Annotated in this window: 23 protein-coding genes; 7 read left to right on the top strand and 16 right to left on the bottom strand. The window is 64.0% G+C overall.

Translation table 11 applies throughout. From position 1 onward, the window contains the following. The 12 genes from L0U82_RS12625 to L0U82_RS12680 all read right to left on the bottom strand — a co-directional run bounded on the left by L0U82_RS12625 (position 1) and on the right by L0U82_RS12680 (position 9,909). The gene (locus tag L0U82_RS12625; protein WP_233831448.1) at positions 1–1,044 is read right to left on the bottom strand and encodes a MucB/RseB C-terminal domain-containing protein; all 1,044 of its coding nucleotides are present in this window, start codon (positions 1,042–1,044) and stop codon (positions 1–3) included. A 4-nt stretch (positions 1,045–1,048) separates the two neighbouring features. After that, positions 1,049–1,666, bottom strand: a complete 618-nt coding sequence (locus L0U82_RS12630) for a sigma-E factor negative regulatory protein (RefSeq protein WP_233831449.1) — start codon at positions 1,664–1,666, stop codon at positions 1,049–1,051. A gap of 92 nt (positions 1,667–1,758) precedes the next feature. Continuing rightward, positions 1,759–2,358 (bottom strand): RNA polymerase sigma factor RpoE, encoded by a 600-nt coding sequence (gene rpoE, locus L0U82_RS12635; protein ID WP_006051939.1) that lies wholly within the window; start codon positions 2,356–2,358, stop codon positions 1,759–1,761. A 101-nt stretch (positions 2,359–2,459) separates the two neighbouring features. Further along, complete coding sequence (locus tag L0U82_RS12640) at positions 2,460–2,951, bottom strand: hypothetical protein (RefSeq protein WP_442793616.1); 492 nt, start codon at positions 2,949–2,951, stop codon at positions 2,460–2,462. A gap of 41 nt (positions 2,952–2,992) precedes the next feature. Further along, positions 2,993–4,231: a beta-ketoacyl-ACP synthase II gene (gene fabF / locus L0U82_RS12645; protein ID WP_233831450.1), complete on the bottom strand. Its 1,239-nt coding sequence runs from the start codon at positions 4,229–4,231 to the stop codon at positions 2,993–2,995. 232 nt (positions 4,232–4,463) lie between these two features. Beyond that, positions 4,464–4,703: an acyl carrier protein gene (acpP, locus tag L0U82_RS12650; protein WP_004197638.1), complete on the bottom strand. Its 240-nt coding sequence runs from the start codon at positions 4,701–4,703 to the stop codon at positions 4,464–4,466. Positions 4,704–4,855: 152 nt separating this feature from the next. Beyond that, on the bottom strand, positions 4,856–5,605 hold the full coding sequence (gene fabG / locus L0U82_RS12655; RefSeq protein WP_233831451.1) for a 3-oxoacyl-ACP reductase FabG: 750 nt from the start codon (positions 5,603–5,605) through the stop codon (positions 4,856–4,858). 116 nt (positions 5,606–5,721) lie between these two features. After that, positions 5,722–6,657, bottom strand: coding sequence for an ACP S-malonyltransferase (gene fabD / locus L0U82_RS12660; RefSeq protein ID WP_233831452.1), 936 nt, complete (start codon positions 6,655–6,657; stop codon positions 5,722–5,724). Between the two features lie 107 nt (positions 6,658–6,764). After that, on the bottom strand, positions 6,765–7,754 hold the full coding sequence (locus L0U82_RS12665; protein ID WP_233831453.1) for a beta-ketoacyl-ACP synthase III: 990 nt from the start codon (positions 7,752–7,754) through the stop codon (positions 6,765–6,767). Continuing rightward, positions 7,754–8,860, bottom strand: coding sequence for a phosphate acyltransferase PlsX (gene plsX, locus L0U82_RS12670; RefSeq protein ID WP_233831454.1), 1,107 nt, complete (start codon positions 8,858–8,860; stop codon positions 7,754–7,756). Before plsX ends, L0U82_RS12665 begins: the two co-directional genes overlap by 1 nt. A 123-nt stretch (positions 8,861–8,983) precedes the next feature. Then, complete coding sequence (gene rpmF / locus L0U82_RS12675; protein ID WP_006401275.1) at positions 8,984–9,163, bottom strand: 50S ribosomal protein L32; 180 nt, start codon at positions 9,161–9,163, stop codon at positions 8,984–8,986. A 101-nt stretch (positions 9,164–9,264) separates the two neighbouring features. Next, positions 9,265–9,909, bottom strand: a complete 645-nt coding sequence (locus L0U82_RS12680; RefSeq protein ID WP_233831455.1) for a DUF177 domain-containing protein — start codon at positions 9,907–9,909, stop codon at positions 9,265–9,267. Positions 9,910–10,194: 285 nt separating this feature from the next. Between L0U82_RS12680 and L0U82_RS12685 the strand changes: the two genes are divergently transcribed. Further along, positions 10,195–10,812, top strand: coding sequence for a Maf-like protein (locus L0U82_RS12685; protein WP_233831456.1), 618 nt, complete (start codon positions 10,195–10,197; stop codon positions 10,810–10,812). Then, positions 10,809–11,528, top strand: coding sequence for an SAM-dependent methyltransferase (locus tag L0U82_RS12690; RefSeq protein WP_233831457.1), 720 nt, complete (start codon positions 10,809–10,811; stop codon positions 11,526–11,528). The genes L0U82_RS12685 and L0U82_RS12690 overlap by 4 nt, the downstream gene beginning before the upstream one ends. Positions 11,529–11,641: 113 nt before the next feature. Here L0U82_RS12690 and L0U82_RS12695 read toward each other — a convergent pair whose 3' ends face one another. Genes L0U82_RS12695 through L0U82_RS12710 form a run of 4 tightly spaced genes read right to left on the bottom strand, consistent with a single transcriptional unit; the run spans position 11,642 to position 14,776 of the window. After that, complete coding sequence (locus L0U82_RS12695) at positions 11,642–12,643, bottom strand: S49 family peptidase (protein ID WP_233831458.1); 1,002 nt, start codon at positions 12,641–12,643, stop codon at positions 11,642–11,644. Between the two features lie 30 nt (positions 12,644–12,673). Then, positions 12,674–13,090 (bottom strand): Rieske (2Fe-2S) protein, encoded by a 417-nt coding sequence (locus tag L0U82_RS12700; protein WP_233831460.1) that lies wholly within the window; start codon positions 13,088–13,090, stop codon positions 12,674–12,676. Then, positions 13,087–13,746 (bottom strand): HAD-IA family hydrolase, encoded by a 660-nt coding sequence (locus L0U82_RS12705; RefSeq protein WP_233831461.1) that lies wholly within the window; start codon positions 13,744–13,746, stop codon positions 13,087–13,089. Before L0U82_RS12705 ends, L0U82_RS12700 begins: the two co-directional genes overlap by 4 nt. Then, positions 13,739–14,776, bottom strand: a complete 1,038-nt coding sequence (locus L0U82_RS12710) for an RluA family pseudouridine synthase (protein WP_233831462.1) — start codon at positions 14,774–14,776, stop codon at positions 13,739–13,741. The genes L0U82_RS12705 and L0U82_RS12710 overlap by 8 nt, the downstream gene beginning before the upstream one ends. A gap of 742 nt (positions 14,777–15,518) precedes the next feature. On the opposite strand from L0U82_RS12710, the gene L0U82_RS12715 reads away from it, so the two are divergent. From L0U82_RS12715 to L0U82_RS12735, 5 genes are all read left to right on the top strand, one after another. Beyond that, a complete protein-coding gene (locus L0U82_RS12715) occupies positions 15,519–18,797 on the top strand; it encodes an Rne/Rng family ribonuclease (RefSeq protein ID WP_233831463.1) in 3,279 nt (1,092 codons plus the stop codon). A gap of 205 nt (positions 18,798–19,002) precedes the next feature. Further along, positions 19,003–20,112 carry a GTP 3',8-cyclase MoaA gene (gene moaA / locus L0U82_RS12720; RefSeq protein WP_233831464.1) on the top strand — a complete coding sequence of 370 codons (1,110 nt, stop codon included), beginning with the start codon at positions 19,003–19,005 and terminating at the stop codon, positions 20,110–20,112. 11 nt (positions 20,113–20,123) lie between these two features. Beyond that, on the top strand, positions 20,124–20,750 hold the full coding sequence (mobA, locus tag L0U82_RS12725) for a molybdenum cofactor guanylyltransferase MobA (RefSeq protein ID WP_233831465.1): 627 nt from the start codon (positions 20,124–20,126) through the stop codon (positions 20,748–20,750). A 61-nt stretch (positions 20,751–20,811) separates the two neighbouring features. Next, positions 20,812–22,125 (top strand): molybdopterin molybdotransferase MoeA, encoded by a 1,314-nt coding sequence (gene moeA / locus L0U82_RS12730; protein WP_233831466.1) that lies wholly within the window; start codon positions 20,812–20,814, stop codon positions 22,123–22,125. Positions 22,126–22,219: 94 nt separating this feature from the next. Next, the gene (locus L0U82_RS12735) at positions 22,220–22,495 is read left to right on the top strand and encodes a hypothetical protein (RefSeq protein WP_085480927.1); all 276 of its coding nucleotides are present in this window, start codon (positions 22,220–22,222) and stop codon (positions 22,493–22,495) included. The last annotated feature ends 34 nt before the right edge of the window (positions 22,496–22,529 follow it).

Here is a 22,529-nt window from a genome sequence, read left to right on the forward strand (position 1 = left end):
TTACTTCGGAGCTTTGTATTCTATGGCAGACGCAAATTGCTGCAATGTGGTTTGGGGCACTTCGCCAAGCAGGGTAATCCAGAAGTTGCCCTGGCGCTTGACCAGTACGTGCGTCGCGCCACTATTGCCCGTGCCTTCCTTGCGCGAATTGTTTTCCACCGGCTCGACGAATACCGAAATGGCTGCGAGGCCGTCGGAAAATACCGCCTGATCGACCGGAATGGGCGGCTGCCCCGCCTCGCGCGACGCCATCGGGCGGCGCAACTGGCGGATCATCCGGAAGCCCGGCACCGACGGCGTGATCTGCCAGCCCTGCGCGGCCATGTCCACCGGCTCAACCGGCGGGTGCACGACCGTCCACCCCGCCAGATTGCGAATGCCGTTGACGATGCCAGCCTTGTCGACCGGCACGCCGATGCGGACTTGTGAAAAAGACAGTTGTTCGAGGACCTGACCGCTCGGGTCGAGGGTTTGCGCGCGCAGCAGCAGGCCAGTCTTTTTGTCGGCCCACAGCTTGTACGCGAAACGATATGCGTCCTTCGGATCGAGCTCCATCACGACGCTATCGACACCCGCGACACGGTCATCGCCGAGCATCTTCGGCTCGTAGACGGACAACACCTGCTCGCCGTCCACCGCCAGCAGCGCGGGGAAAGAGTCCTTGTTCTGGCGCTTTTCGACGACGACGAGATGTCGCTCCGGCACGAACGTGAACATATCGTCGTTGTGCCGCAGCATCTTGCGCGGCTTGCCGTCGAGACTCTCGAGTTGCTCGAACTGGCCGTCCGTGTGAGTCGAATAATGGGCGATACGCGACGTCTGTACGAAATCGCCGCGCTGATAGACAAACGCGCCCTCGTAGTTCTGCTGCTGGGCGGCCTGATGAATGCGATCGAGCAGTTCCGCCGCGCTACGATGGGCGGCGGCTGGATCCTCGGCTTGTGCAAAGACCCGCGGTGTAGCGGACAACATCACGGCTGCGCAGAACAGAAATGCCGGCAACCGCCCCCAGATAGTCGTTTTATTCAACCGCGAAGTCTGCATCAAACTATTGGCCCTGCGTGGAGACTGAAGCAGCGCGAATCACCGGCATCGAGCCCGCCATGGCCGGCTGTTGCGCGAACTGCTGGTGAGCTTCGAGGTATTGATCGAGACTGGCGTCGCGAATGATGTTGGCGTCTTGCGACGGTTGCCCCGGCACCGACGCCATCGCGACGCGCTGCACCGCGTCGCCGCGCGACGCCAGTTGCGCGCCCGAACCGCCCGGCACACCCTGCAATTGCGGCACGACGATCCACGTCAGCGTGGCTGCGGCGGCGGCAACCGCAAAAGCCGGTACGACACGGCGGCGTAGCCCAAGCAGATGGCGCGTAACAGTCGTGGAACGGACCGCTGCCGGCGCCAGCACATGCGGCTCGCTGTCGAGACGGGCGGCGAAACCGCTCAGAAATGCGCTGCTCCTTGCCGGGCTGATCGCCAGCTCGTCGGAACGCAACGCGTCGCCGATCAGATGGTAGCTCGACCAGGCGGCATGATCCTCGCCGTCGAGTCCGGAAAGAAACTTGTCCAGGTTCAAGTGCTCTTCATCGAACAGTTCACCGTCGACGACAGCGGACAGACGCTCGCCGCGCGAACCCGCTTGCGATTGCATCGAGACCGACCCCATGATGCTCCCCATCTTTACAAATACCCCGTAGTGACACCACTAATCCAGATATTGCACCTATGCCCCGCTCGGCCGGCTGGACGCTTTGGAGCTTACCAGCGCTTGCCTTCAGGTGTGTCAAGCAATGGACGCAATTTTGCCGCAATGGCCTCGCGAGCGCGGAAAATTCGTGATCTGACCGTGCCGATTGGGCAACCCATCATCTCAGCGATTTCCTCGTAGCTCAAACCCTCAATTTCTCGAAGAGTAATGGCGGTGCGCAATTCTTCCGGTAAAACCGCCATCGCAGCATTGACCGTCTCGGCGATCTGTTTGCTCATCAACATCGACTCAGGCGTGTTGATATCCCTTAGTTGGTCGGCGTCCGAGAAAGTTTCAGCTTCTTCAGCATCCGCTTCGGTCGAAGTGGGCGCCCGACGGCCCTGGGTGGCAAGGTAGTTCTTCGCGGTGTTGACCGCAATCCGGTACAACCACGTATAGAACGCCGATTCCCCGCGAAACTGCGGCAACGCACGATACGCCTTGATGAAGGCGTCCTGCGCGACGTCTTCGACTTCGGCGGGATCCCGCACGAGGCGCGAAATCAGCCGGAGAATCTTACGGTGGTATTTGGAGACCAGAAGCTCGAACGCGGCCTTGTCGCCCTTCTGGACGCGCTCGACCAGCACCTGATCAATTTCTTTTTCGCTCACCTGATAAATCCGTTAACTATAGGGCGCATGGCGGGGGACCATTGTAGCGTCCCCCTCATAAGGGGACGTTACTACGGTAACAGCGGTTACAGTCGTTACAGTCAGGCGCCGGCGGCACGCCGGCCAAGCACGGAAAGCTCACGAAAAACAGGGGCCGGCAGCGCATCGGCGGGCAGTAGCACGGTGTGCACGCGAGCGCGAAAGCCAGTCAACCGCGTGCCCGTTCGGCGACCCTCTGGTTGAAGTGCGAGAGAAAGTAAAAGGCCGGACCACTGCGCACAGCCGACGATACTCCCCTGCGCGAGTAGCACTCCCGCCTCGTTCCAGACGGAAAGTCCGTCCCGTCCGATTTGCAGCACGCGCGGCTGCGCCGCGTCATATCTTGCCGCGCACAGCGCAAGCAGCGCCGCTACGGCAAGTGTCAACAGAGCAGCCCGCCCCGCGTCCAGATGCGACGCGAGACGGCTATGGACGGCAAATGTCGCAATCAGTACGAAAGCCCCCAACACGGCGCGCAACGCAACCGAGCGACGCAGCGCAATCCGCTGCGTCGCCCTGTCCAACGTTGCCGTTTCGGGGGAAAGCGCCGGCAAGGCCGGCGTCGTCGACTGGCGCGTCACCCGTTATCAGTCGATCAGGCGCGCTTGAACACCAGCGTGCCGTTCGTGCCGCCGAACCCGAATGAGTTCTTCAGCGCGATGTCGATCTTCATCTCCCGCGCGGTGTTCGCACAGTAGTCGAGATCGCAGGCCGGGTCCTGGTCGAAGATATTGATGGTCGGAGGCGAGATCTGGTGATGCACGGCGAGCACCGTGAATACCGACTCCAGACCGCCAGCGCCGCCCAGCAGGTGACCCGTCATCGACTTGGTCGAGTTCACGACCATGTTTTTGGCGTGGTCGCCGAACGCGCGCTTGATGCCGGTCGTTTCGGCGAGGTCGCCGAGCTGCGTGGAGGTGCCGTGCGCGTTCAGGTAAGTCACTTCGTCGGTATTGATGCCGGCGTTTTTCAGCGCGGCCAGCATGCAGCGGCGGGCGCCGTCACCGTCTTCGAGCGGAGCGGTCATGTGATACGCGTCGCCGCTCATGCCGTAGCCGCCGATTTCCGCGTAGATCTTCGCGCCGCGCGCCTTCGCGTGCTCGTACTCTTCGAGCACCATCACGCCAGCACCCTCGCCCAGCACGAAGCCGTCGCGGTCCTTGTCCCACGGACGGCTCGCGGTTGCCGGATCGTCGTTGCGTTGCGACAGCGCACGCGCCGCCGCAAAGCCGCCGATACCGAGCGGCGACACGGTCGATTCCGCGCCACCCGCGATCATCACGTCGGCATCGCCGTATTCGATCAGACGGGAAGCCTCGCCGATGCAGTGCAGACCGGTCGTACACGCGGTGACGATCGACAGATTCGGACCCTTGATGCCGAACTTGATCGACAGATGGCCGGAGATCATGTTGATGATCGAAGCCGGCACGAAGAACGGCGAAATACGGCGCGGGCCACGATTGAGCAGTTCGGTCTGCGTGACCTCGATCATCGGCAGACCGCCGATGCCCGAACCGACTACCACGCCGATACGCTCTGAATTCTCGTCGGTGACTTCGAGGCCGCTGTCCTGCATCGCCTGGATGCCCGCAGCCACGCCGTAATGGATGAACGTATCCATATGGCGTGCTTCCTTACCGGGGATGTAGTCCTCGATATTGAAACCCTTCACCTCGCCGGCGAAACGAGTCGAAAAGTTCGACGCATCGAACTTCGTGATATTGGCAATACCAGACTTGCCGGCGACCAGATTGGCCCAGCCATCGGCAACATTATTGCCAACAGGCGAAATCAGCCCCAGGCCTGTAACGACAACACGACGGCGGCTCACGGTAACCCCTTTTTCATAGATGACAAAAGCAAAAGCCACAGCGGCCACAGGAGTCTGCCCTGTGTGCCCTGTGGCTGTTTAAGTCGGCAATCGCGCGGAAAAATGCGCAGTCAGCATCGCAGGCTCCCGCATGGCAAGCAGCGCGGTGCAAAGCACCCGCCCCGCTGGCGCCAGCACATGGCGCGGCAGGGCGTCATGCGCCGCCAATGCAGAAACGCAGGCGCGAATGACCTTAGGCCTTGACGTTCGCGCGAGCGTAGTCGATCGCTTGCTGAACGGTAGTGATCTTCTCGGCTTCTTCATCCGGAATTTCCATGCCGAATTCGTCTTCGAGGGCCATCACGAGCTCGACGGTGTCGAGCGAGTCGGCGCCGAGATCGTTCACGAACGACGCTTCGTTCTTGATTTCCGCTTCCGCAACGCCCAGTTGTTCCGCGACGATCTTCTTGACGCGCTGTTCGATATTGTCCATTACCCCTCCAAGGGAAAAGAAGTTCAAAAATACAGGTGCGCGCATTTTATCAGGTTTGACCCGGCAAAAAAGCGGCGCATCGGGTTCCTGTCAAGGCATGCGCCCCCATGCTTCTGCAAACGCATCAAGGCGCGGATAGTAACCGGAATCGGCTATTGCATGTACATGCCGCCGTTCACGTGCAGCGTCGTACCGGTGATGTAGCCCGCCTGCGGCGACGCGAGAAATGCGACCGCATGCGCGATGTCTTCCGGGCTGCCGAGACGGCCGAGCGGAATCTGCGTTTTCAGCACGGTGTGCTGTTCTTCGGGCAGCGCCTTCGTCATATCGGTATCGATGAAACCCGGGGCGACGCAGTTGACGGTGATGCCGCGGCTCCCTATCTCGCGCGCGAGCGCACGGGTCATGCCGGCGACGCCGGCCTTCGCGGCCGCGTAGTTGATTTGTCCCGGGTTGCCGGCCGAGCCGACCACCGACGTGATGTTGATGATGCGGCCACCCTTGGCCTTCATCATCGGACGCAGCACCGCGCGCGACAGCCGGAACACCGACTTCAGATTAGTGTCGATCACCGCGTCCCAGTCGTCGTCCTTCATACGCATCGCCAGTTGATCCTGCGTGATGCCGGCGTTGTTCACGAGCACGTGCAGCGCGCCGAATTCCTTGACCGTGCCGTCGATCAGCGCTTCCGCCGCGGCCGCGTCATTGACGTTGAGCACTGCACCGCGGCCGTTAACGCCGGCCGCATTGAACGCTTCGGTGATCGCGGCCGCGCCGCTTTCGCTGGTCGCGGTGCCGATGACCGTCGCGCCCTGGCGCGCCAGTTCCATTGCGATCGCACGGCCAATGCCGCGCGACGCGCCTGTCACGATTGCGATCTGCTTGTCGAGAGTCTTTTCCATCTGTCAGTCCGGATGCCCGCCAAGCGGGCTGATTGATTCTTGCTGATTCTGGTGACGAAATGCCACCGCGCTCGCGACACCACTTCGTCGGTGCGCTTTGTCGGCGAATGGCGAGTTCAGCCTGCCGTCACGAGTTTCAGTGTTTCTTCGAGCGACGCTGCATCGAACAACGATGCGCCGACGAGATTGCCGTCGATACGCTTGGTCAGACCGGCAAGGACCTTGCCCGGGCCGCACTCGATCACGTGCGTGACACCCTGCGCAGCCATCGCCTGAACGCATTCGACCCACCGTACCGGACCGGCCGCCTGGCGTACCAGCGCGTCCTTGATCGCGGCGGGTTCGTTGACCACCGCGACGTCGACGTTGTTGATGACGGGAATCGACGGCACCTGTATTTCGACGCTCGCGAGATATTCGCGCAACTGATCCGACGCGGGCTTGAGCAGCGACGAGTGGAACGGCGCCGAGACCGGCAACGGCAGCGCGCGCTTCGCACCCTTCGTCTTCGCAACTTCGCAAGCCTTCTCGACCGCGGCCTTGTGGCCCGCGATCACGACCTGCGCCGGCGCGTTGAAATTGACGGCCTCGACGACCCCAGCCGCCGACGCTTCCGCGCAGACCGCGCGCACCGTGTCGTCGTCGAGACCGAGAATCGCGGCCATGCCGCCAACGCCCACCGGCACCGCCGTTTGCATCGCCTGCGCACGGAACCGCACGAGCGGCACCGCGTCGCGAAACGCGAGCGCGCCCGCCGCGACGAGCGCAGTGTATTCGCCAAGGCTATGACCGGCGACGATCGCCGGCGCCGGGCCGCCCGCCTGCCGCCACGCGCGGTAGACCGCGTAGGCCGCGGTCAGCATGACCGGCTGGGTGTTGGTGGTGAGATTGAGATCTTCGGCAGGACCTTCGGCGATCAGTTTGCCGAGGTCCTGATTGAGTGCGTCGGAGGCTTCCTGAACCGTCTCGCGCACGAGTGCGTGATCGGCAAATGCATTGAGCATGCCGACCGCCTGCGAGCCCTGCCCAGGAAAAACGAACGCGAATTTCATATCGTCCCCAAAATCGGTTTAATCGGATGCGGCCGCCGTGCGCGGCGGCCATGAACGCGAGCTTTGCGCCTGCTCGACCCGCAGCGCCCCGCGATGTGTCGTCGCGCTCAGTAGCGAATGACCGACGCACCCCATGTGAAGCCGCCGCCGACGCCTTCGATCAGCACGTTCTGGCCGCGCTTGATGCGACCGTCGCGCACCGCGACGTCGAATGCGAGCGGAATGGACGCCGCCGACGTATTGCCGTGCTCGCCCACGGTGACCACCATGCGCTCCTGCGGCAAACCAAGCTTGCGGCAGGTACTTTGCATGATGCGAATATTGGCCTGATGCGGAATCAACCAGTCGATCTGCTCAGGTTTCAGATCGGCTTTCTCGAGCGCTTCGATCGCGACTTTCTCGAGCACGTTGACCGCGAGCTTGAACACCGCCTGGCCGTCCATGTGCAGGAACGCGCTGCCGGCGACCACGCCGCCATTCACGTTACCCGGCGTGCAGAGAATATTCGAATAGCTGCCGTCCGCGTGCAGTGCGCTCGACAGCACGCCCGCCTCGTCCGACGCCTGCAGGATCACTGCGCCCGCGCCATCGCCGAACAGCACGCAGGTGGTACGGTCGTTGAAGTCGAGAATCCGCGAGAAGGTCTCCGCGCCGATCACGAGCGCCGTGCGATGCTGGCCGCTGCGGATCAGGCTGTCCACCGTCGCTACCGCATATGCGAAGCCGGAGCACACGGCCTGTATGTCGAACGCGGCGCCGTTGTTCTTGATGCCGAGCTTGTTCTGCAGCAGGCAGGCCGTGCTCGGAAAGACGAAGTCAGGCGTAGACGTAGCGACGACGATCAGGTCGATGGACTGCGGATCGATGTCCGCCGCTTCGATCGCGCGCTGCGACGCGATCAGCGCGAGGTCGCTGGTCGTGACGTCCGGATCGGCGAAGTGACGCGCATGGATGCCCGTGCGCGCGACGATCCATTCGTCGCTCGTCTCGACACCCTGCTTTGCGAGACGCTCGGCCAGATCCTGATTGGTGACGCGCTGCGGCGGCAGATAGCTGCCGGTACCCAGCACACGGGAATAGATAGTGGATTGAGCCATTATGCCTTCGAGGATTGCGCAGCGTAGGGCTCGGCCGGCTGGCCTGCGATCGGGCTTGCGTGACCCGCACCGCTTGCGTCGCGCGCCGCCTGTTCGAGAGAACCCGCGTTCTCTTCCATTGCTCGCGCAAGGCGCTCCAGCACGCCGTTTTTGACGGCATCATACCCGCGTTTGATGGCCCACTCAAACGCGTAGGCATCGGCGGAACCGTGGCTTTTTATCACCAGACCGCGCAAGCCGAGCAGCGCGGCACCGTTGTATTGCCGATGATCGACGCGTTTCTTGAAACGCATCAATACCGGCAGCGCGAGCACCGCCATCACCTTGGTGAGCCACGAGCGGCCGAACTCTTCCTTGATGATATTGGAGAGCATCTGCGCGAGACCTTCCGAAGTCTTCAGCGCGACGTTGCCGACAAAGCCGTCGCAGACGATTACGTCGACGGTGCCCTTGTAGATGTCGTCACCTTCGACGTTGCCGTGAAAGTTCAGTGTACTCGCGCGCAGCAGTTCGCCGGCACGTTTGATGATGTCGTTACCCTTGATGACTTCTTCGCCGATGTTGAGCAGCCCGATGGTGGGCCGCTCCTTGCCCTCGAGCGCGGACACGAGCGCGTGCCCCATCTCGGCGAACTGCAGCAAGTGCTGCGGCTCGCAGTCGACGTTGGCGCCCAGGTCGAGCATCATCGTGTAGCCGTGGGGATTGGGGAGTGCAAACGCGATAGCCGGGCGTTCGATGCCCGACAGTGTTTTGAGCACATAGCGGGAGACCGCCATCAATGCGCCGGTGTTGCCGGCGGAAATGCAGGCTTGCGCCTCGCCTTCCTTGACGCGATTCAGCGCCACGCGCATCGACGAATCTTTTTTCTTGCGCAGCGCGACCTCGACCGGGTCGTCCATCGCGACGACCTCGGAAGCGGGCACGACGGTCAGCGCCGGCAGATCCTGAGCCTTCAACTTCTTCAGCTGCGCACGAATCGCAGTTTCAATGCCGACGAGCAACAGATGCGCGTCGGGATGCGAACGAACGAAGTTGACGGCAGCGGGAACGGTCACGGACGGGCCGTGGTCGCCTCCCATGCAATCTATCGTGAGCTTTACTGTCATGGAGTGCGACGAATTTCAGGCACAAAAAAGCGGCAGTTGAATGCCGCCTTTTTGCCGAACCGGGAAAATGTCAAGCGAGCCGATCGCTACGCGAAACGCCACAGGGCGCATCGCAGTGAACGATTAGTCGTTCTTCGTCTTGACGACTTTCTTGCCGCGATAGTAGCCGTTCGGGCTGATGTGGTGACGCAGATGCACTTCGCCGGTGCTCGGCTCAACGGCCAGCGGCGCTGCCGTCAGGAAATCGTGCGAACGGTGCATGCCTCGCTTCGACGGCGACTTCTTGTTTTGTTGAACTGCCATGACTAACTCCTAAAAATTTTCCGAATTCTAACACAGCCCGATATGGTCTCCGCCACTGGCCGATTGGCCAATGCGCCCGCATCGCGCTCCTCTGCAACTGTTTAGTGCTTCTTGCCGCCGGGCTCCTCGCGCTTGAGACTTTCGAGCGCCGCGAACGGATTACGCTTCTCGGACTCGCCGCCTTCAGCAGCCTCGCCCTGCACTGCTTCATCGCTCTCGCCTTCGTTGCCGTCCGCGCCCGAAACAAGGCTCTCGTGCACTTCGGGACAGACTTCGTGCTTGGGCACAAGCGGCAAAGAAAGCAGCAACTCTTCTTCGATCAAGTCGATGAGATCGAACTGGCGCGAGCCCACGATCACCTCGACTTCATCCTCGTCGAGCGGAAACTCTTCGGCTTCCGCCTCCGTGTTGACGACCCGGTAAGTTGCATCGACGTTGAACGCCTGCGAATACGGCGTCAGGCACCGCTGACATTCAAGCCACGCTGCACCGTGAATCGCCAGCCTCAGATAAGGCTGCGGACCTTCGGTGCCGTCGTCCTGCAATTCCGGCTGCGTCGCTCCTTCGGCTTGCCACGTGAACGTGGTATCGCGATCTGGCGCTTCCGCAGGGACTTCGTTTAACATGCGCGGCAGTTGCGAGACGCGCACGACACCCGCGGCCTGACGCCCGCTCCGCGCAAATTCGAACAGATCGAGTTCATGCGGGTCGGACAGACCTGCAGGTTTGCCAGGATGTTGAGTCATGCGCGCTCCTGCGTCGGCAAGCATGTTGCCGGGGTGGTCCGCGACGGCAAGCCAGCGCGGAGATAAACCGGTTTGCGAGACAGCCGGCGGGATTCGCGGCCACTGCGTTCTTCAATCCTGTTCGGCCTTTCAGGCCACCGCAAGCCGCTGAACGCGCCTGAATCCTGAAGCGCAAGCATACCGTGAAAAGCCCAAAATCATATCCGTTTTGTCTTTTCGAGTCAAACACTTAAGCCCGTACGCGCACGACCCCGTACGACCCGCCTCCCTAGCTTTCGCCTAACCATGCCTGATTCCCTCAAACGCCCGCCACGCCTGATTCTGGCGTCGAGTTCACGGTATCGCCGTGAACTTCTCGAACGCCTGCGCGTGCCATTCGACGTCGTCGTACCTGCAATCGACGAAACACCGCTCGCCGGCGAAATGCCCGAGGTCACCGCGCTGCGGCTATCCGAAGCCAAGGCCCGCACGGTGGCCAAAGGGCTTGGGGCGGACGAAGCCGCGCTCGTGATCGGCTCCGACCAGGTCGCCACCTATGACGGCCTGCAGATCGGCAAGCCCGGCACGCACGATAAGGCACTCGCGCAACTGCAGGCGATGCGCGGCCGCGAAGTGCTGTTCCATAGCGCGCTGTGCCTGTTCGACAGCGCGACGGACACCGCGCAAACCGTCGACGTGATCACCCGCGTGCGTTTTCGCAATCTGCCGGACGCAGCGCTCGACGCCTATCTGCGCGCCGAAACGCCGTATGACGTGGCTGGCAGCGCCAAATCCGAAGGACTCGGCATCGCGCTGCTGGAGGCCATCCATTCCGACGACCCGACCGCGCTGGTCGGTCTGCCGCTGATCGCGCTGTCGCGCATGTTGCTCGCGGCCGGTTACCCACTACTGGAGGCGCTATGAACGGTACGCTGTACCTGATTCCGAACACGCTCGGAGAAGGCGGCGCGAGCGCGCTCGAGTTCGTGCTGCCCGCGCCGGTCCGCGCCCGCGCGGCGTCGCTGCACTATTACATCGGCGAAAACGCGAAAACCACGCGCGCATTCCTGAAGAAAGTCGGCACCGAGCGGCCAATCCAGGAAATCGAGATTCGCGAACTGAACGTCAATACACCGGCTGGCGAAATCGACAGGCTGCTCGCGCCGCTGCTTGCAGGCACCGACGCGGGGCTCGTCTCCGAGGCTGGCTGCCCGGCGGTCGCGGACCCCGGCGCGTTGCTGGTACGCCGCGCTCACGAGCGTGGCGTGAAAGTCGTGCCGCTGGTCGGCCCGAGTTCGATCCTGCTCGCGCTGATGGCGTCGGGGCTGAACGGCCAGAGCTTTGCATTCCACGGCTACCTGCCCGTCGACGCCGCCGAGCGCGCCAAACGCCTGCGCGATCTGGAACAACAGTCACGCAAAGGCAAGCAGACGCAGATTTTTATTGAAACGCCTTACCGCAACCGCGCGCTGCTCGATACGCTGCTTGCGACTTGCGCACCATCGACACTGGTATGCGTGGCTGTCGACCTCACGCTGCCGACGGAAACCATCGCGAGCCGAACCGTAGCCGACTGGAAGAAAAAGCCGGAGATGGACCTGCACAAACGGCCGGCCATCTTTCTGATTCTGGCGGCCTGAGCGACATCCGCTATCGGCACACGCAGACCGGTTACGCGAAAACCGTGCAACTATATGACGAAGCCCGCGCAAATCGAGAAGGACGATTGCGCGGGCTTTTTATATTAGCCAGATCAATGCAGGCTGAGTTTCGCACCAAGCGCCATCGCCCGCATCGCGCCAGCACCAACCGCGGCGCCGAACTTGCGTGCAACGCGGTCCGTAATGCTTTCTTTGACTGTGTAATCGACGATATCCGGCGCCTTGAAGATTTCGCGCGCAACGTAGTCCTGGTCGCCGAAGCCGTCGGCGAGACCGAGTTCGACGCTCTTCTGACCGGTCCAGAACAGGCCCGAGAACATATCCGGCGTCTCGTGCAGGCGTTTGCCCCGGCCCTGGCGAACCGCGTCGATGAACTGCGCGTGGATCTGATCGAGCATGGCCTGCGCATGTTCGTCCATCTTCGGCGTTTCCGGCGAGAACGGATCGAAAAATCCCTTGTTCTCGCCCGACGTGTGCAGCCGGCGCTGGATTCCGAGCTTATCCATCAGGCCAGTAAACCCAAAGCCATCCATCAGCACGCCGATCGAGCCGACGATACTCGCCTTGTCGACATAGATCTTGTCCGCCGCTGCCGCCGCGTAATAGCCGCCTGACGCACACATGTCGCCAACCACCGCATACAGCGGAATCGACGGATATTTGCCGCGCAACCGGCGAATTTCGCTATTGATGATGCCGGCCTGCACCGGGCTGCCACCCGGGCTGTTGCAATACAGGATGACGCCGGCAGTGCCGGAATCCTCGAACGCGGTATCGAGCGCGGTGTTGATATCTTCGGCGTTTGCATTCGTATCCGCCGCGATTTCACCGTCTAGCGTCACCATCGCCGTGTGCCGCCCGGTGGTCGCGACGCGCTCGCCTGAAACATTTAGCGCGCCCCATACGATCACCGCGAGAACCGCGAGGAACACAAAACGGAAGAAAATCCGCCAGCGCCGCGCCGCGCGCTGCTCAGTGATTGCCGCCAGCGCGATGCGCTCGAGCGCGGCCCGCTCCCAGCCCGGCTCGGTATTGGGCAGGCGGGAACGGCCGCCCGGTGCAGGATCCTTCTCGGGGGTCAGATTGTCGGACATGCGGGCAGTGGATAGATGGAAAGAGAAAAATCAGGGGATGATCGGCAGCAACTCGCCGTCAGGCAGCCAGAAAACCGCCCGGCCTTCGGGCGTCTCGCGCTCCTCGACCTGCACGGGGCGCAATCGGCCGCCGCGGCACGGGCCGCCCACGCATTTGCCGGTATCTGGCGCGTAAATCGCGCCATGTGTCGCGCACATCAAGTATAAGCCGGACGATTCGAAGAACTGTCCCTCCGACCAGTCGAGTTCCATTGGCACGTGGGCGCAACGGTTCAGGTAGCCGTAGACGCGGCCATCGTAGCGGATAAAGAACACGACGACGTCCTGCTCGCCGATCCGCGCGTCGCGGCGGATGCCGATACCCCCGTCCGCCAGTTCGCCAGCCGCACAGATGCGCACGGCGTCCGCGGCGGCCGAGGCTACGGGACTCCCAGCGTCGGCGCTCATGCGTTCTCCCGCAGCCACCCGGACAGGTCGCTGATGCTCGATGCGACGAATTTCGGCTCCATCGCGCTCAGCGAATTGGCTGGATGCGCGCCATAAGTGACGCCAATCCCCGCCACGCCGGCGTTGATCGCCATCTGCAGGTCATGTGTCGTGTCGCCGATCATCACTGTGCGCGCCGTATCCTGCCCCAATTCGCGGGTAAGTTCATGCAGCATAGCGGGATGGGGTTTCGAGAATGTTTCGTCCGCGCAGCGCGTACCGTCGAACAGGCTCGTCAAGCGCGCCTGGTCGAGCGCGCGGTTCAAGCCGACGCGGCTCTTGCCGGTCGCGACAGCCAGCAGATAGCCGAGATCGCGCAATTCCTGCAGCATCTCCCGCACGCCGGGGAACAGCTCAGTGGTCTGATCCTTCACCAGATAATGGAAGCGGTAGCGCTCCGAAAGCCGCGGATAGTCGGCCGGATCGAGCGTCGGCGCAGCCAGCTGCAGCGCGTCGCGCAGGCCGAGGCCGATCACGTAGCTTGCGGCTTCGTCGGCGGGAACCGGCAAGCCGAGGTCGCGGCATGCCGCCTGGATGCTGCGCGTGATGTGCGCGGTCGAGTCCATCAGCGTGCCGTCCCAGTCAAACACGATCAGGTCAAATTGCTCTCTAGCCATGCAGTGTGGTCTCCGGGTTAGACCCAGTCCGTAGTTCGTTGAGTTGTTCGATGAAGCCGCGGCAGTCGGCCGGCAGCGGCGCTTCCAGCTGCAGCGGCGCGCCCGTGGCCGGATGCGTGAGCTTCAACCGGTAAGCGTGCAGAAACATGCGCTTGATGCCCGGCATCGCGTTGGCGCGTGCAAGCGCCTTGTTCAGTGCGAAATCGCCGTACTTAGCGTCGCCGACGATCGGCAGCTCCAGATGTTGCAGGTGAACGCGGATCTGGTGCGTGCGCCCCGTCTTCAGTTCGGCCTCCAGCAACGCGTAGCCCGGCCAGCGATCGACCAGATTGAAGACCGTATGCGATGCGAGTCCGTCCGCCTGCACGCGCACACGGCGCTCGCCATCCGCGGTCAGGTATTTGTGCAGCGGCTCTTTCACGGCGCGACGGCGCCCCCAGTCGGCCGCCCATTCGCCGTGCACGCACGCGTAGTAACGCTTGTCGATCCGGTTATCGCGGATCTGTTCGTGCAGATTGACGAGCGCGGCCCGCTTTTTCGCGAGCATCAACACGCCGGAGGTTTCACGATCGAGCCGATGCACGAGTTCGAGGAATTTCGCCTGCGGGCGCGCGCCGCGCAACTGTTCGATCACCCCGAATGCGACGCCGCTGCCGCCGTGGACCGCGACGCCGGCCGGCTTGTCGATCACGAGCAGATGTTCGTCTTCGAAAAGAATCGGAAAACCGCCGGCGGGAACGGGCGGTGGCGCGACGGTTTCATTAGGTTGTGCGACGCGGATCGGCGGCACGCGCACCAGATCGCCGACTTCGAGGCGGTACTGCGCATCGATCCGGCCCTTGTTCACGCGCACTTCGCCGCTGCGCAAAATGCGATAAATATGGCTTTTCGGCACGCCCTTGCACACGCGCAGCAAGAAATTGTCGATGCGCTGTCCGGCCGAGCTGTCGTCGATTTCAATCAGCGAGACCTGGTCGCTCGCGACCACGCTTGCAACCGATCTCTGGGATGTTTTGCCTAACTCTTTCATTCTGAATATAATTTGCCCAGCAGTCCGCGGCGGCCGGTGCAGTGTCCGCACAGCGTCCGGAATGCGGATGGATTGCGAAGGCGCAAGCGATTAAACCGTTATTTTACTTGCGCCGGGGTCTGGTTGCTCACCCTCAAAATGAGATGCAACGAGTTGCACGCACGAAGTCAGTGCCCGGCAGGGACGGCGCCCACAGGCGCGTTCGGTCAAGGTCGGCTTCGCGGTAGCGGAATTTTGGTAAAAAAGAATTTAGCTTTCAGCTTTGCGGTCCGGGTGGTATGACGCCCTGCCGGACGAAGCTGCAAGTTGCGAAAATACGGCGTGCGCCCGAGGCGTCTTGTAGAAAGTGCAAGACATGGCGACGTCAAAAAATGAAACGAGACACCCCTCAGCAGGAAAAGACGCGCCGCCTGCGCGAACTTCCCGTTGCGGCATGACCCGGCTTTCGTCGTTCGCTCGTGCGCCCAGTTGGCGCGCCGGCACGACAGGACGAACGCTTGTGAAGGTCTGCCGGCAAACCGGGGCGTGTCAGGTCATGATTTGAAGCCGTGTTCGCTGTGCCCTGCGGCACCGTGTCCGTTTTTGACGGGCCCGGGCCCTCTCAGGCAATTCTCCCGCCATCTTTCCCGCTCCAGCGTGCTTGTGAAATCACAATAAGACGCGGCACGCCGCCGCCCGTCCCAGCTTTCGCGACTGACAACCGCGCGAGCCCGGGCCGGCGAGGCCGCTCTGGAGCCGTTCAATGAAACGAATGTTGTTCAACGCGACGCAGCAGGAAGAACTGCGCGTCGCCATCGTCGATGGGCAAAAACTCATCGATATCGACATCGAAACCGCCGGGCGCGAACAGCGCAAAGGCAATATTTACAAGGGCATCATCACCCGCATCGAGCCTTCGCTCGAAGCCTGCTTCGTCAACTACGGCGAAGACCGCCACGGCTTCCTGCCGTTCAAGGAAGTCGCCCGCCAATACTTCCGCGATGGCGTCGATATGCGTTCCGCACGCATTCAGGACGCGCTCAAGGAAGGTCAGGAACTGATCGTCCAGGTCGAAAAAGAAGAACGTGGCAACAAGGGTGCGGCCCTGACCACCTTCATCTCGCTCGCCGGCCGCTATCTGGTGCTGATGCCGAACAACCCGCGCGGCGGCGGCGTGTCGCGCCGGATCGAAGGCGACGACCGTCAGGAACTGCGCGAAACCATGGCGCAGCTGCAACTTCCGGAAGGCATGAGCATCATCGCGCGCACGGCCGGCATCGGTCGTAGCGCCGAAGAACTGCAGTGGGACCTGAACTACCTGATGCAGCTGTGGCGCGCGATCGAAGCCGCGTCGCAAAGCGGAACGAGCGGTCAGCCGATGCTGATTTATCTCGAATCGAGCCTCGTGATTCGCGCGATTCGCGACTACTTCCAGCCCGACATCGGCGAAATCCTGATCGACACCACCGAAATCCATGACCAGGCACGCGCCTTCATGGATATCGTGATGCCGGACAATGTCAGCAAGGTGAAGCGGTATCACGACGACGTGCCGCTGTTCTCGCGCTTCCAGATCGAGCACCAGATCGAAACCGCATACTCGCGCACGGTACCGCTGCCGTCGGGCGGCGCGATCGTGATCGACCACACCGAGGCGCTCGTCGCGATCGACGTGAACTCGGCACGCGCGACCAAGGGCGCGGACATCGAGGAAACGGCCGCGCGCACGAACCTCGAAGCCGCCGACGAAGTCGCCCGCCAGTTGCGTCTGCGCGACCTGGGCGGCCTGATCGTGATCGACTTCATCGACATGGAATCGGCCAAGAGCCAGCGCGAAGTCGAGCAGCGTCTGAAAGACGCGCTCAAGCACGACCGCGCGCGCGTCCAGATGGGCAAGATCTCGCGCTTCGGCCTGATGGAGCTGTCGCGCCAGCGTCTGCGCCCGGCGCTGTCGGAAGGCAGCCACGTGACCTGCCCGCGCTGCAACGGCACGGGCCACATCCGCGATACCGAATCGTCCGCGCTGCAAGTGCTGCGGATCATTCAGGAAGAAGCGATGAAGGAAAACACCGCGGCGATCCATTGCCAGGTGCCGGTCGAAGTGACCGCCTTCCTGTTGAACGAGAAGCGCGCCGAAATCAACAAGATCGAATCGCGTTTCAAGGTCAATGTCGTACTGATCCCGAACAAGCACCTCGATACGCCGCATTACAAGCTCGAGCGCCTGCGTCACGACGACGCGCGTCTCGACGACCCGCGCGCGTCGTGGAAGATGGCCGAGGAAGCAGCCCGCGAGCTCGAATCGGAAACCGGCTACAGCAAGCGCAGCGAGGAAGTGAAGCCGAAGCAGGAAGCGGCGGTCAAGGGCATCACGCCCGAGAAGCCGGCGCCGAGCGCGCCGGTTCGCCCGGCGGCCACACCGGCTCCGGTCGCGGTCACGCCGGCAAGCGGCGGCTTCATCGGCTGGCTGAAGAATCTGTTCGGCATGCAGCCGGCCGCGCCGGCACCCGCCGCGCCGGCCGCGACCGAGAAGCCTGCCCGTCCGGCGCGCGGTGAGCGCACGGAGCGGGGTGAGCGCACCGGCGAGCGTGGCGGCGATCGCAACCGCAACCGCCGTGGCACCGCGGGCAGCCGTGACACGGCAGCACGCGGCGAAGGCGTCGCGGGTGGCCGTCAGGCACAAGGCCAGCAGCCGTCGCAGCGTCGCGAGGAGCGCGAAGGCCGGGAGGCGCGTGAAGGCCGCGAGCCGCGCGGCAATCGTGAACCGCGTGAGGCCCGTGAAGGCCGTGAACCGCGCGAAGCTCGCGAGCCGCGTGAGGCACGCGAAGGCCGCGAACGCGACGGCCGTGGCGCCGAGCGTACGGAAGCCGTCGAAGGCGCGGCACGCGCCGAGCGTCAGGAACGTGGCGAACGCCGTGAACGTGGTGAGCGCGCAGAACGTGGCGAGCGCGGTGAGCGTCGCAAGCCGCAGGTGGAAACCGCCGCAGCGTTGACGCAAACCGACGCGCAAGCCGCGGACGAACTGGCACGCAACCAGGCAGCCATTGGCGAAAACGGCGCACCGATCGATCAGGAAGCGGTCGCGCGTGACGGCGAAGAGCGTCGTCGTCGCCGGCGCGGTCGTCGCGGCGGCCGTCGCGAGCGTGAAGAGGACGTCAACGGCAACCTCGCGGCGGATGTCGCGGAAGCCGAAGGCGATCACGCCGGTGCGAACGACGACGCCCCGCTGCGCGCCGCGCAGCCGGTCGAACGCCAGGTCGAGCGAAGCGAAGCGACGGACGTGACACCGGTCGAAGTGGTGGTCGCCGCCGTTGCAACGGAAACCGTGGTCGTGACCGAGCTGCATGCGGCAGCCGAAACCCCGGCACTAGCCGCGGAAAGCGCTGCGAAGACCGAAAAGGTCGTGCCTGTCGAACAGGCTCCGGCAGCCCCCGCTGCCGTGGAACCGCCCGCTGTAGAGCCGGCCGCGCAAGCGCCGGCTGAGGCACCTGTCGCGGCCGAGGCCGCGCCGGCCGCCAGCGAGACGGTTTCGCTGGTCGAACCAGTCGCAGGCGCCGAAGCTCCGGTGGTTACACCGGCCATCGAAGCGCCGCCGGCAATCCACGCTGAAGCGCAAGCCGCGCCGGCTCCGCTCGAAACCGCGGCTCCGGCCACGGTCGTCGCGGCACCGGCAGTCGAGCCCGCGCCGCAAGCCGAGATCGCCGAGCCGCACCCGGCCGTCACGGCGGAACCGGTGACGGTCGAGCCTGCTTCGATCACAGTCGCGGCTCCGGTCGCGGTCCAGGTCGAGCCGGCCCCGCAAGCCCCGCAGCAGGCACCGCAAGCTCCCGCGCGCGGCACGGCATCGGCCGAAGCACTGCAGCCGATCCTCGAACAGGCCGGCCTGATCTGGGTGAACACCGACGCCGACAAGCTTCGCGCCGCGCAGGAAGCGGCGGCGCAAACGGTCAAGCCGCCGCGCGTCATCCGTGAACGCAAGTCGCTGCCGCCGGCCGACAACGCGCCGATGCAGCAGATCGAAACGATCAAGCATCCGCAGTAACGCGCGTCGTTGCCAGTAAAAAGCCCGCCCTCCCCGGCGGGCTTTTTCATTTCCGCGCGTGCCGGCCGAAGCAGTCTCCGGCAGCGGCGGCGTCATGCGGCCCCCCCGTATACCCCGACAGCGCCCGCGGCGTGCCTGCCGTCGCGGCCATTTCCGATAAAATGGATATTCCGCTGTCTGTTTTACGCATCCGACGAAGCATTTCATGTCCCGACGCATCATCCCTGTTGCCGACCTCAGTGCGGCGCCGGTTATCACCGGCCCGACGCAGACGCCTAGCGGCGTGCTGCACGATACGCTCGCGCGGCCACTGCGCGATCTGCGCATCTCGGTGACGGATCGCTGCAATTTCCGCTGCGTCTACTGCATGCCGCGTGCGGTGTTCGACAAAGACTATGCGTTCCTGCCGCACAGCGCGCTGCTGAGCTTCGAGGAGATCGAACGGCTCGCGCAGCACTTCGTCGCGCATGGCGTCGAGAAAATCCGTCTGACCGGCGGCGAACCGCTGCTGCGCAAGAATCTCGAATTCCTGATCGAACGTCTGTCCCGTCTGACCACGCCGGCGGGCCGCCCGCTCGATCTCACACTGACCACCAACGGTTCGCTGCTCGCGCGCAAGGCGCAAAGCCTCAAGGACGCCGGGCTCACCCGCGTAACCGTCAGCCTCGACGCGCTCGACGACGCCCTCTTTCGCCGCATGAACGACGCAGACTTCGCGGTCGCCGACGTGCTCGACGGCATCGCCGCCGCGCATGCAGTCGGCCTCGCGCCGGTCAAGGTGAACATGGTCGTCAAACGCGGCACCAACGACAGCGAAATCGTGCCGATGGCGCGTCATTTCAAAGGCTCGGGTGCGGTGCTGCGCTTCATCGAATACATGGACGTCGGCACGTCGAACGGCTGGAACATGACCGAAGTGCTGCCGTCCGCCGATGTCGTCACGCGCATCGCCGCGCACTTCCCGCTGGCCCCGCTCGAAGCGCACAGCGCCGCCGAGACCGCGCAGCGCTGGGGCTACGTCGATGGCGGCGGCGAAATCGGCGTGATTTCGAGCGTCACGCGCGCGTTTTGCGGTGATTGCACGCGCGCGCGTCTGTCGACGGAAGGCAAGCTGTATCTGTGCCTGTTCGCATCGACTGGCCACGATCTGCGCGCGTTGCTGCGCGGCGGCGCCAGCGAGGCCGAAATCGCCACGGCCATCGCCGAAATCTGGCAAGGCCGCAGCGACCGCTATTCGCAGTTGCGCGGCAGCCAGCCGGCCGATCCAGGCGAACCGGCCGGACGTCGTGTCGAAATGTCCTACATCGGCGGTTGAGCGGCCGGCCCATGCAAACCACTCGCGAACAGATCACCGGCCTCGTGCTCGCGGGCGGCCGCGGCAGACGCATGGGCGGCGTCGACAAGGGCCTGCAACCGCTGCACGGCGAGCCGCTCGCCGCCCACGTGATGAAGCGCCTCGCGCCGCAAACCGGCGCGCTGCTGATCAGCGCGAACCGCCATCCCGATATCTACGCCACGCTCGGCGCGCCGTACCACGCGAAGGTCCTCGCCGACACGCTGCCCGACTTTCCCGGGCCGCTCGCGGGCATACTCGCCGGCCTGCGCTCGGCGAGCACCGCCTGTCTGCTCAGCGCGCCTTGCGACTCGCCATGGCTGCCCGCCGACCTCGCCACGCGACTCGCGCAGGCGCTGGACGCGAACCAGGCCGACCTCGCGACGGTGACCACCATCGACGCCCACGGCGACACGTCGCTGCACCCGGTGTTCGCGCTGATGCGCACCACGCTGGCAGACGACCTCGCGGCGTTTCTGGCCGCCGGCGAACGCAAGGTCCGCGCGTGGTACGCGCGCCACAAGACGGTCGAAGTCGTCTTTACCGATGAGCGCCCGTTCTACAATGCCAACTCGTTACAAGAACTCGCCGACCTCGAACGTAATCGAGGCCCCGGCTGACATCCGCCTTGGCCGCGCGGCGATAGCCGCGCCCGTCTCCGGTCGCGACGCCCAGCCCTTCATGACCACGCTCAACGACTTTTCCCGCTGCGTCGCGCAGTACGATCCTCACGCGCTTCCCGTTTCGGCCGCTCAGGCGATTGTCCGGCAGTGGGCGACGCCGGTCGCGGCCGTTGAGCGCGTGGCGTTGCGCGATGCGCTCGACCGGGTGCTTGCCGTCGACATCGTGTCGCCGATCGACGTCCCCGCGCACGACAACTCCGCGATGGACGGCTACGCGTTCAATCGCGCGGCGCTCGCCGGCAACGCGCAAAATGGCATGAGAAACATCGAGCTGGCGGTCGCCGGCAAGGCGCTTGCCGGTCATCCGTTCGCGGGCCGCGTCGCGGCGAACCAGTGCGTACGCGTGATGACGGGTGCCTGTATGCCCAATGATTGCGACACCGTGGTGCCGCAGGAGCGGGTGGAACGAAACGCCGGCACCGCCTCGATCCGCTTTGCCGCCAACGCGGCGGTCGCGGGCGCGAACCGCCGCCGCGCCGGCGAAGACCTCGCCCAAGGCCAGATCGCGCTACGCGCCGGGCGCATCGTGCGCGCGTCGGACCTCGGTCTACTTGCATCGCTCGGCATCGGCGAAGTCAGCGTGCGCCGGCGCTTGCGGGTCGCGTTTTTTTCGACCGGCGACGAGTTGCGCTCGCTCGGCGAGCCTCTCGACGCCGGCTCGGTGTACGACAGCAACCGCTACACGTTATTCGCGATGCTGCGCCGACTGAACGTCGATGCGCTCGATCTCGGCGTCGTGCGCGACGAACCAGCCGCGCTCGAAGCGGCGCTGCGCAGTGCCGCTTCGAGCGCCGACGTGGTGCTGACGTCGGGCGGCGTATCGGTCGGCGAGGCCGATTTCACGAAACAGCTGCTGCAGACATTCGGCGATGTCGCGTTCTGGAGCCTCGCGATGCGCCCCGGCCGGCCGCTCGCGTTCGGCCGCGTGTGGTCCGGCGCGCAGCCCGGCGTAGGCCAACCCGCGCTATTCTTCGGCTTGCCGGGCAACCCGGTCGCCGTGATGGTGACGTTCTACCAGATCGTGCGCGACGCGCTGCTGCTGATGGCCGGCGCGACGCCGCGCCCCCTACCGGTGATTCATGCGACGAGCCGCGAGGCGCTGCGCAAACGCGCGGGCCGCACCGAATTCCTGCGCGGCGTCGCCGAACAGGATGCACGTGGACACTGGCACGTCACGCCGACCGGCTCGCAAAGCTCGGGCGTGCTGAGTTCGATGAGCGAAGCGAACTGCTTTATCGCGCTCGGCCACGACGAAGGCGACATTGCGGCTGGAGAGTCAGTTTCGATCATGCTGTTCGACGGTCTGATCTGACGCACGCGCGACGCATCGCCAGCCATCACGCGCTCACCACTCGCCCATCACCGGTATTCACCCACAACCATTACGACACACGGGTTTGACTTACATGAAAAAACAGATCTCGTTCATCGCACCCGGACAGACGGCCAAAGCACTGATCCTCGTCTACCTGACGTTCTCGGTGCCGATCGTGCTGCTCGGCGTGGTGGTCGCATTCGTGCGTTACGGCTCGGTGGAACTGAGCACCGTGTTCAGCGCACTGCTGCTCAACGCGATTCTCGGTTTCGTGCTGCTGTGGATTGCCTGCCATGCGTACAACTGGGTTGCGTCGCGCTTCGGCGGCATCGAAATCCATCTGACCGACGCGCCGGAAGAAGCGTAATACGCGCGGCAACCGGCTCGGCCGCGCCGCTGCC

Origin of the sequence: Paraburkholderia sp. ZP32-5, assembly GCF_021390495.1 — a bacterium.
Lineage (GTDB): Bacteria > Pseudomonadota > Gammaproteobacteria > Burkholderiales > Burkholderiaceae > Paraburkholderia.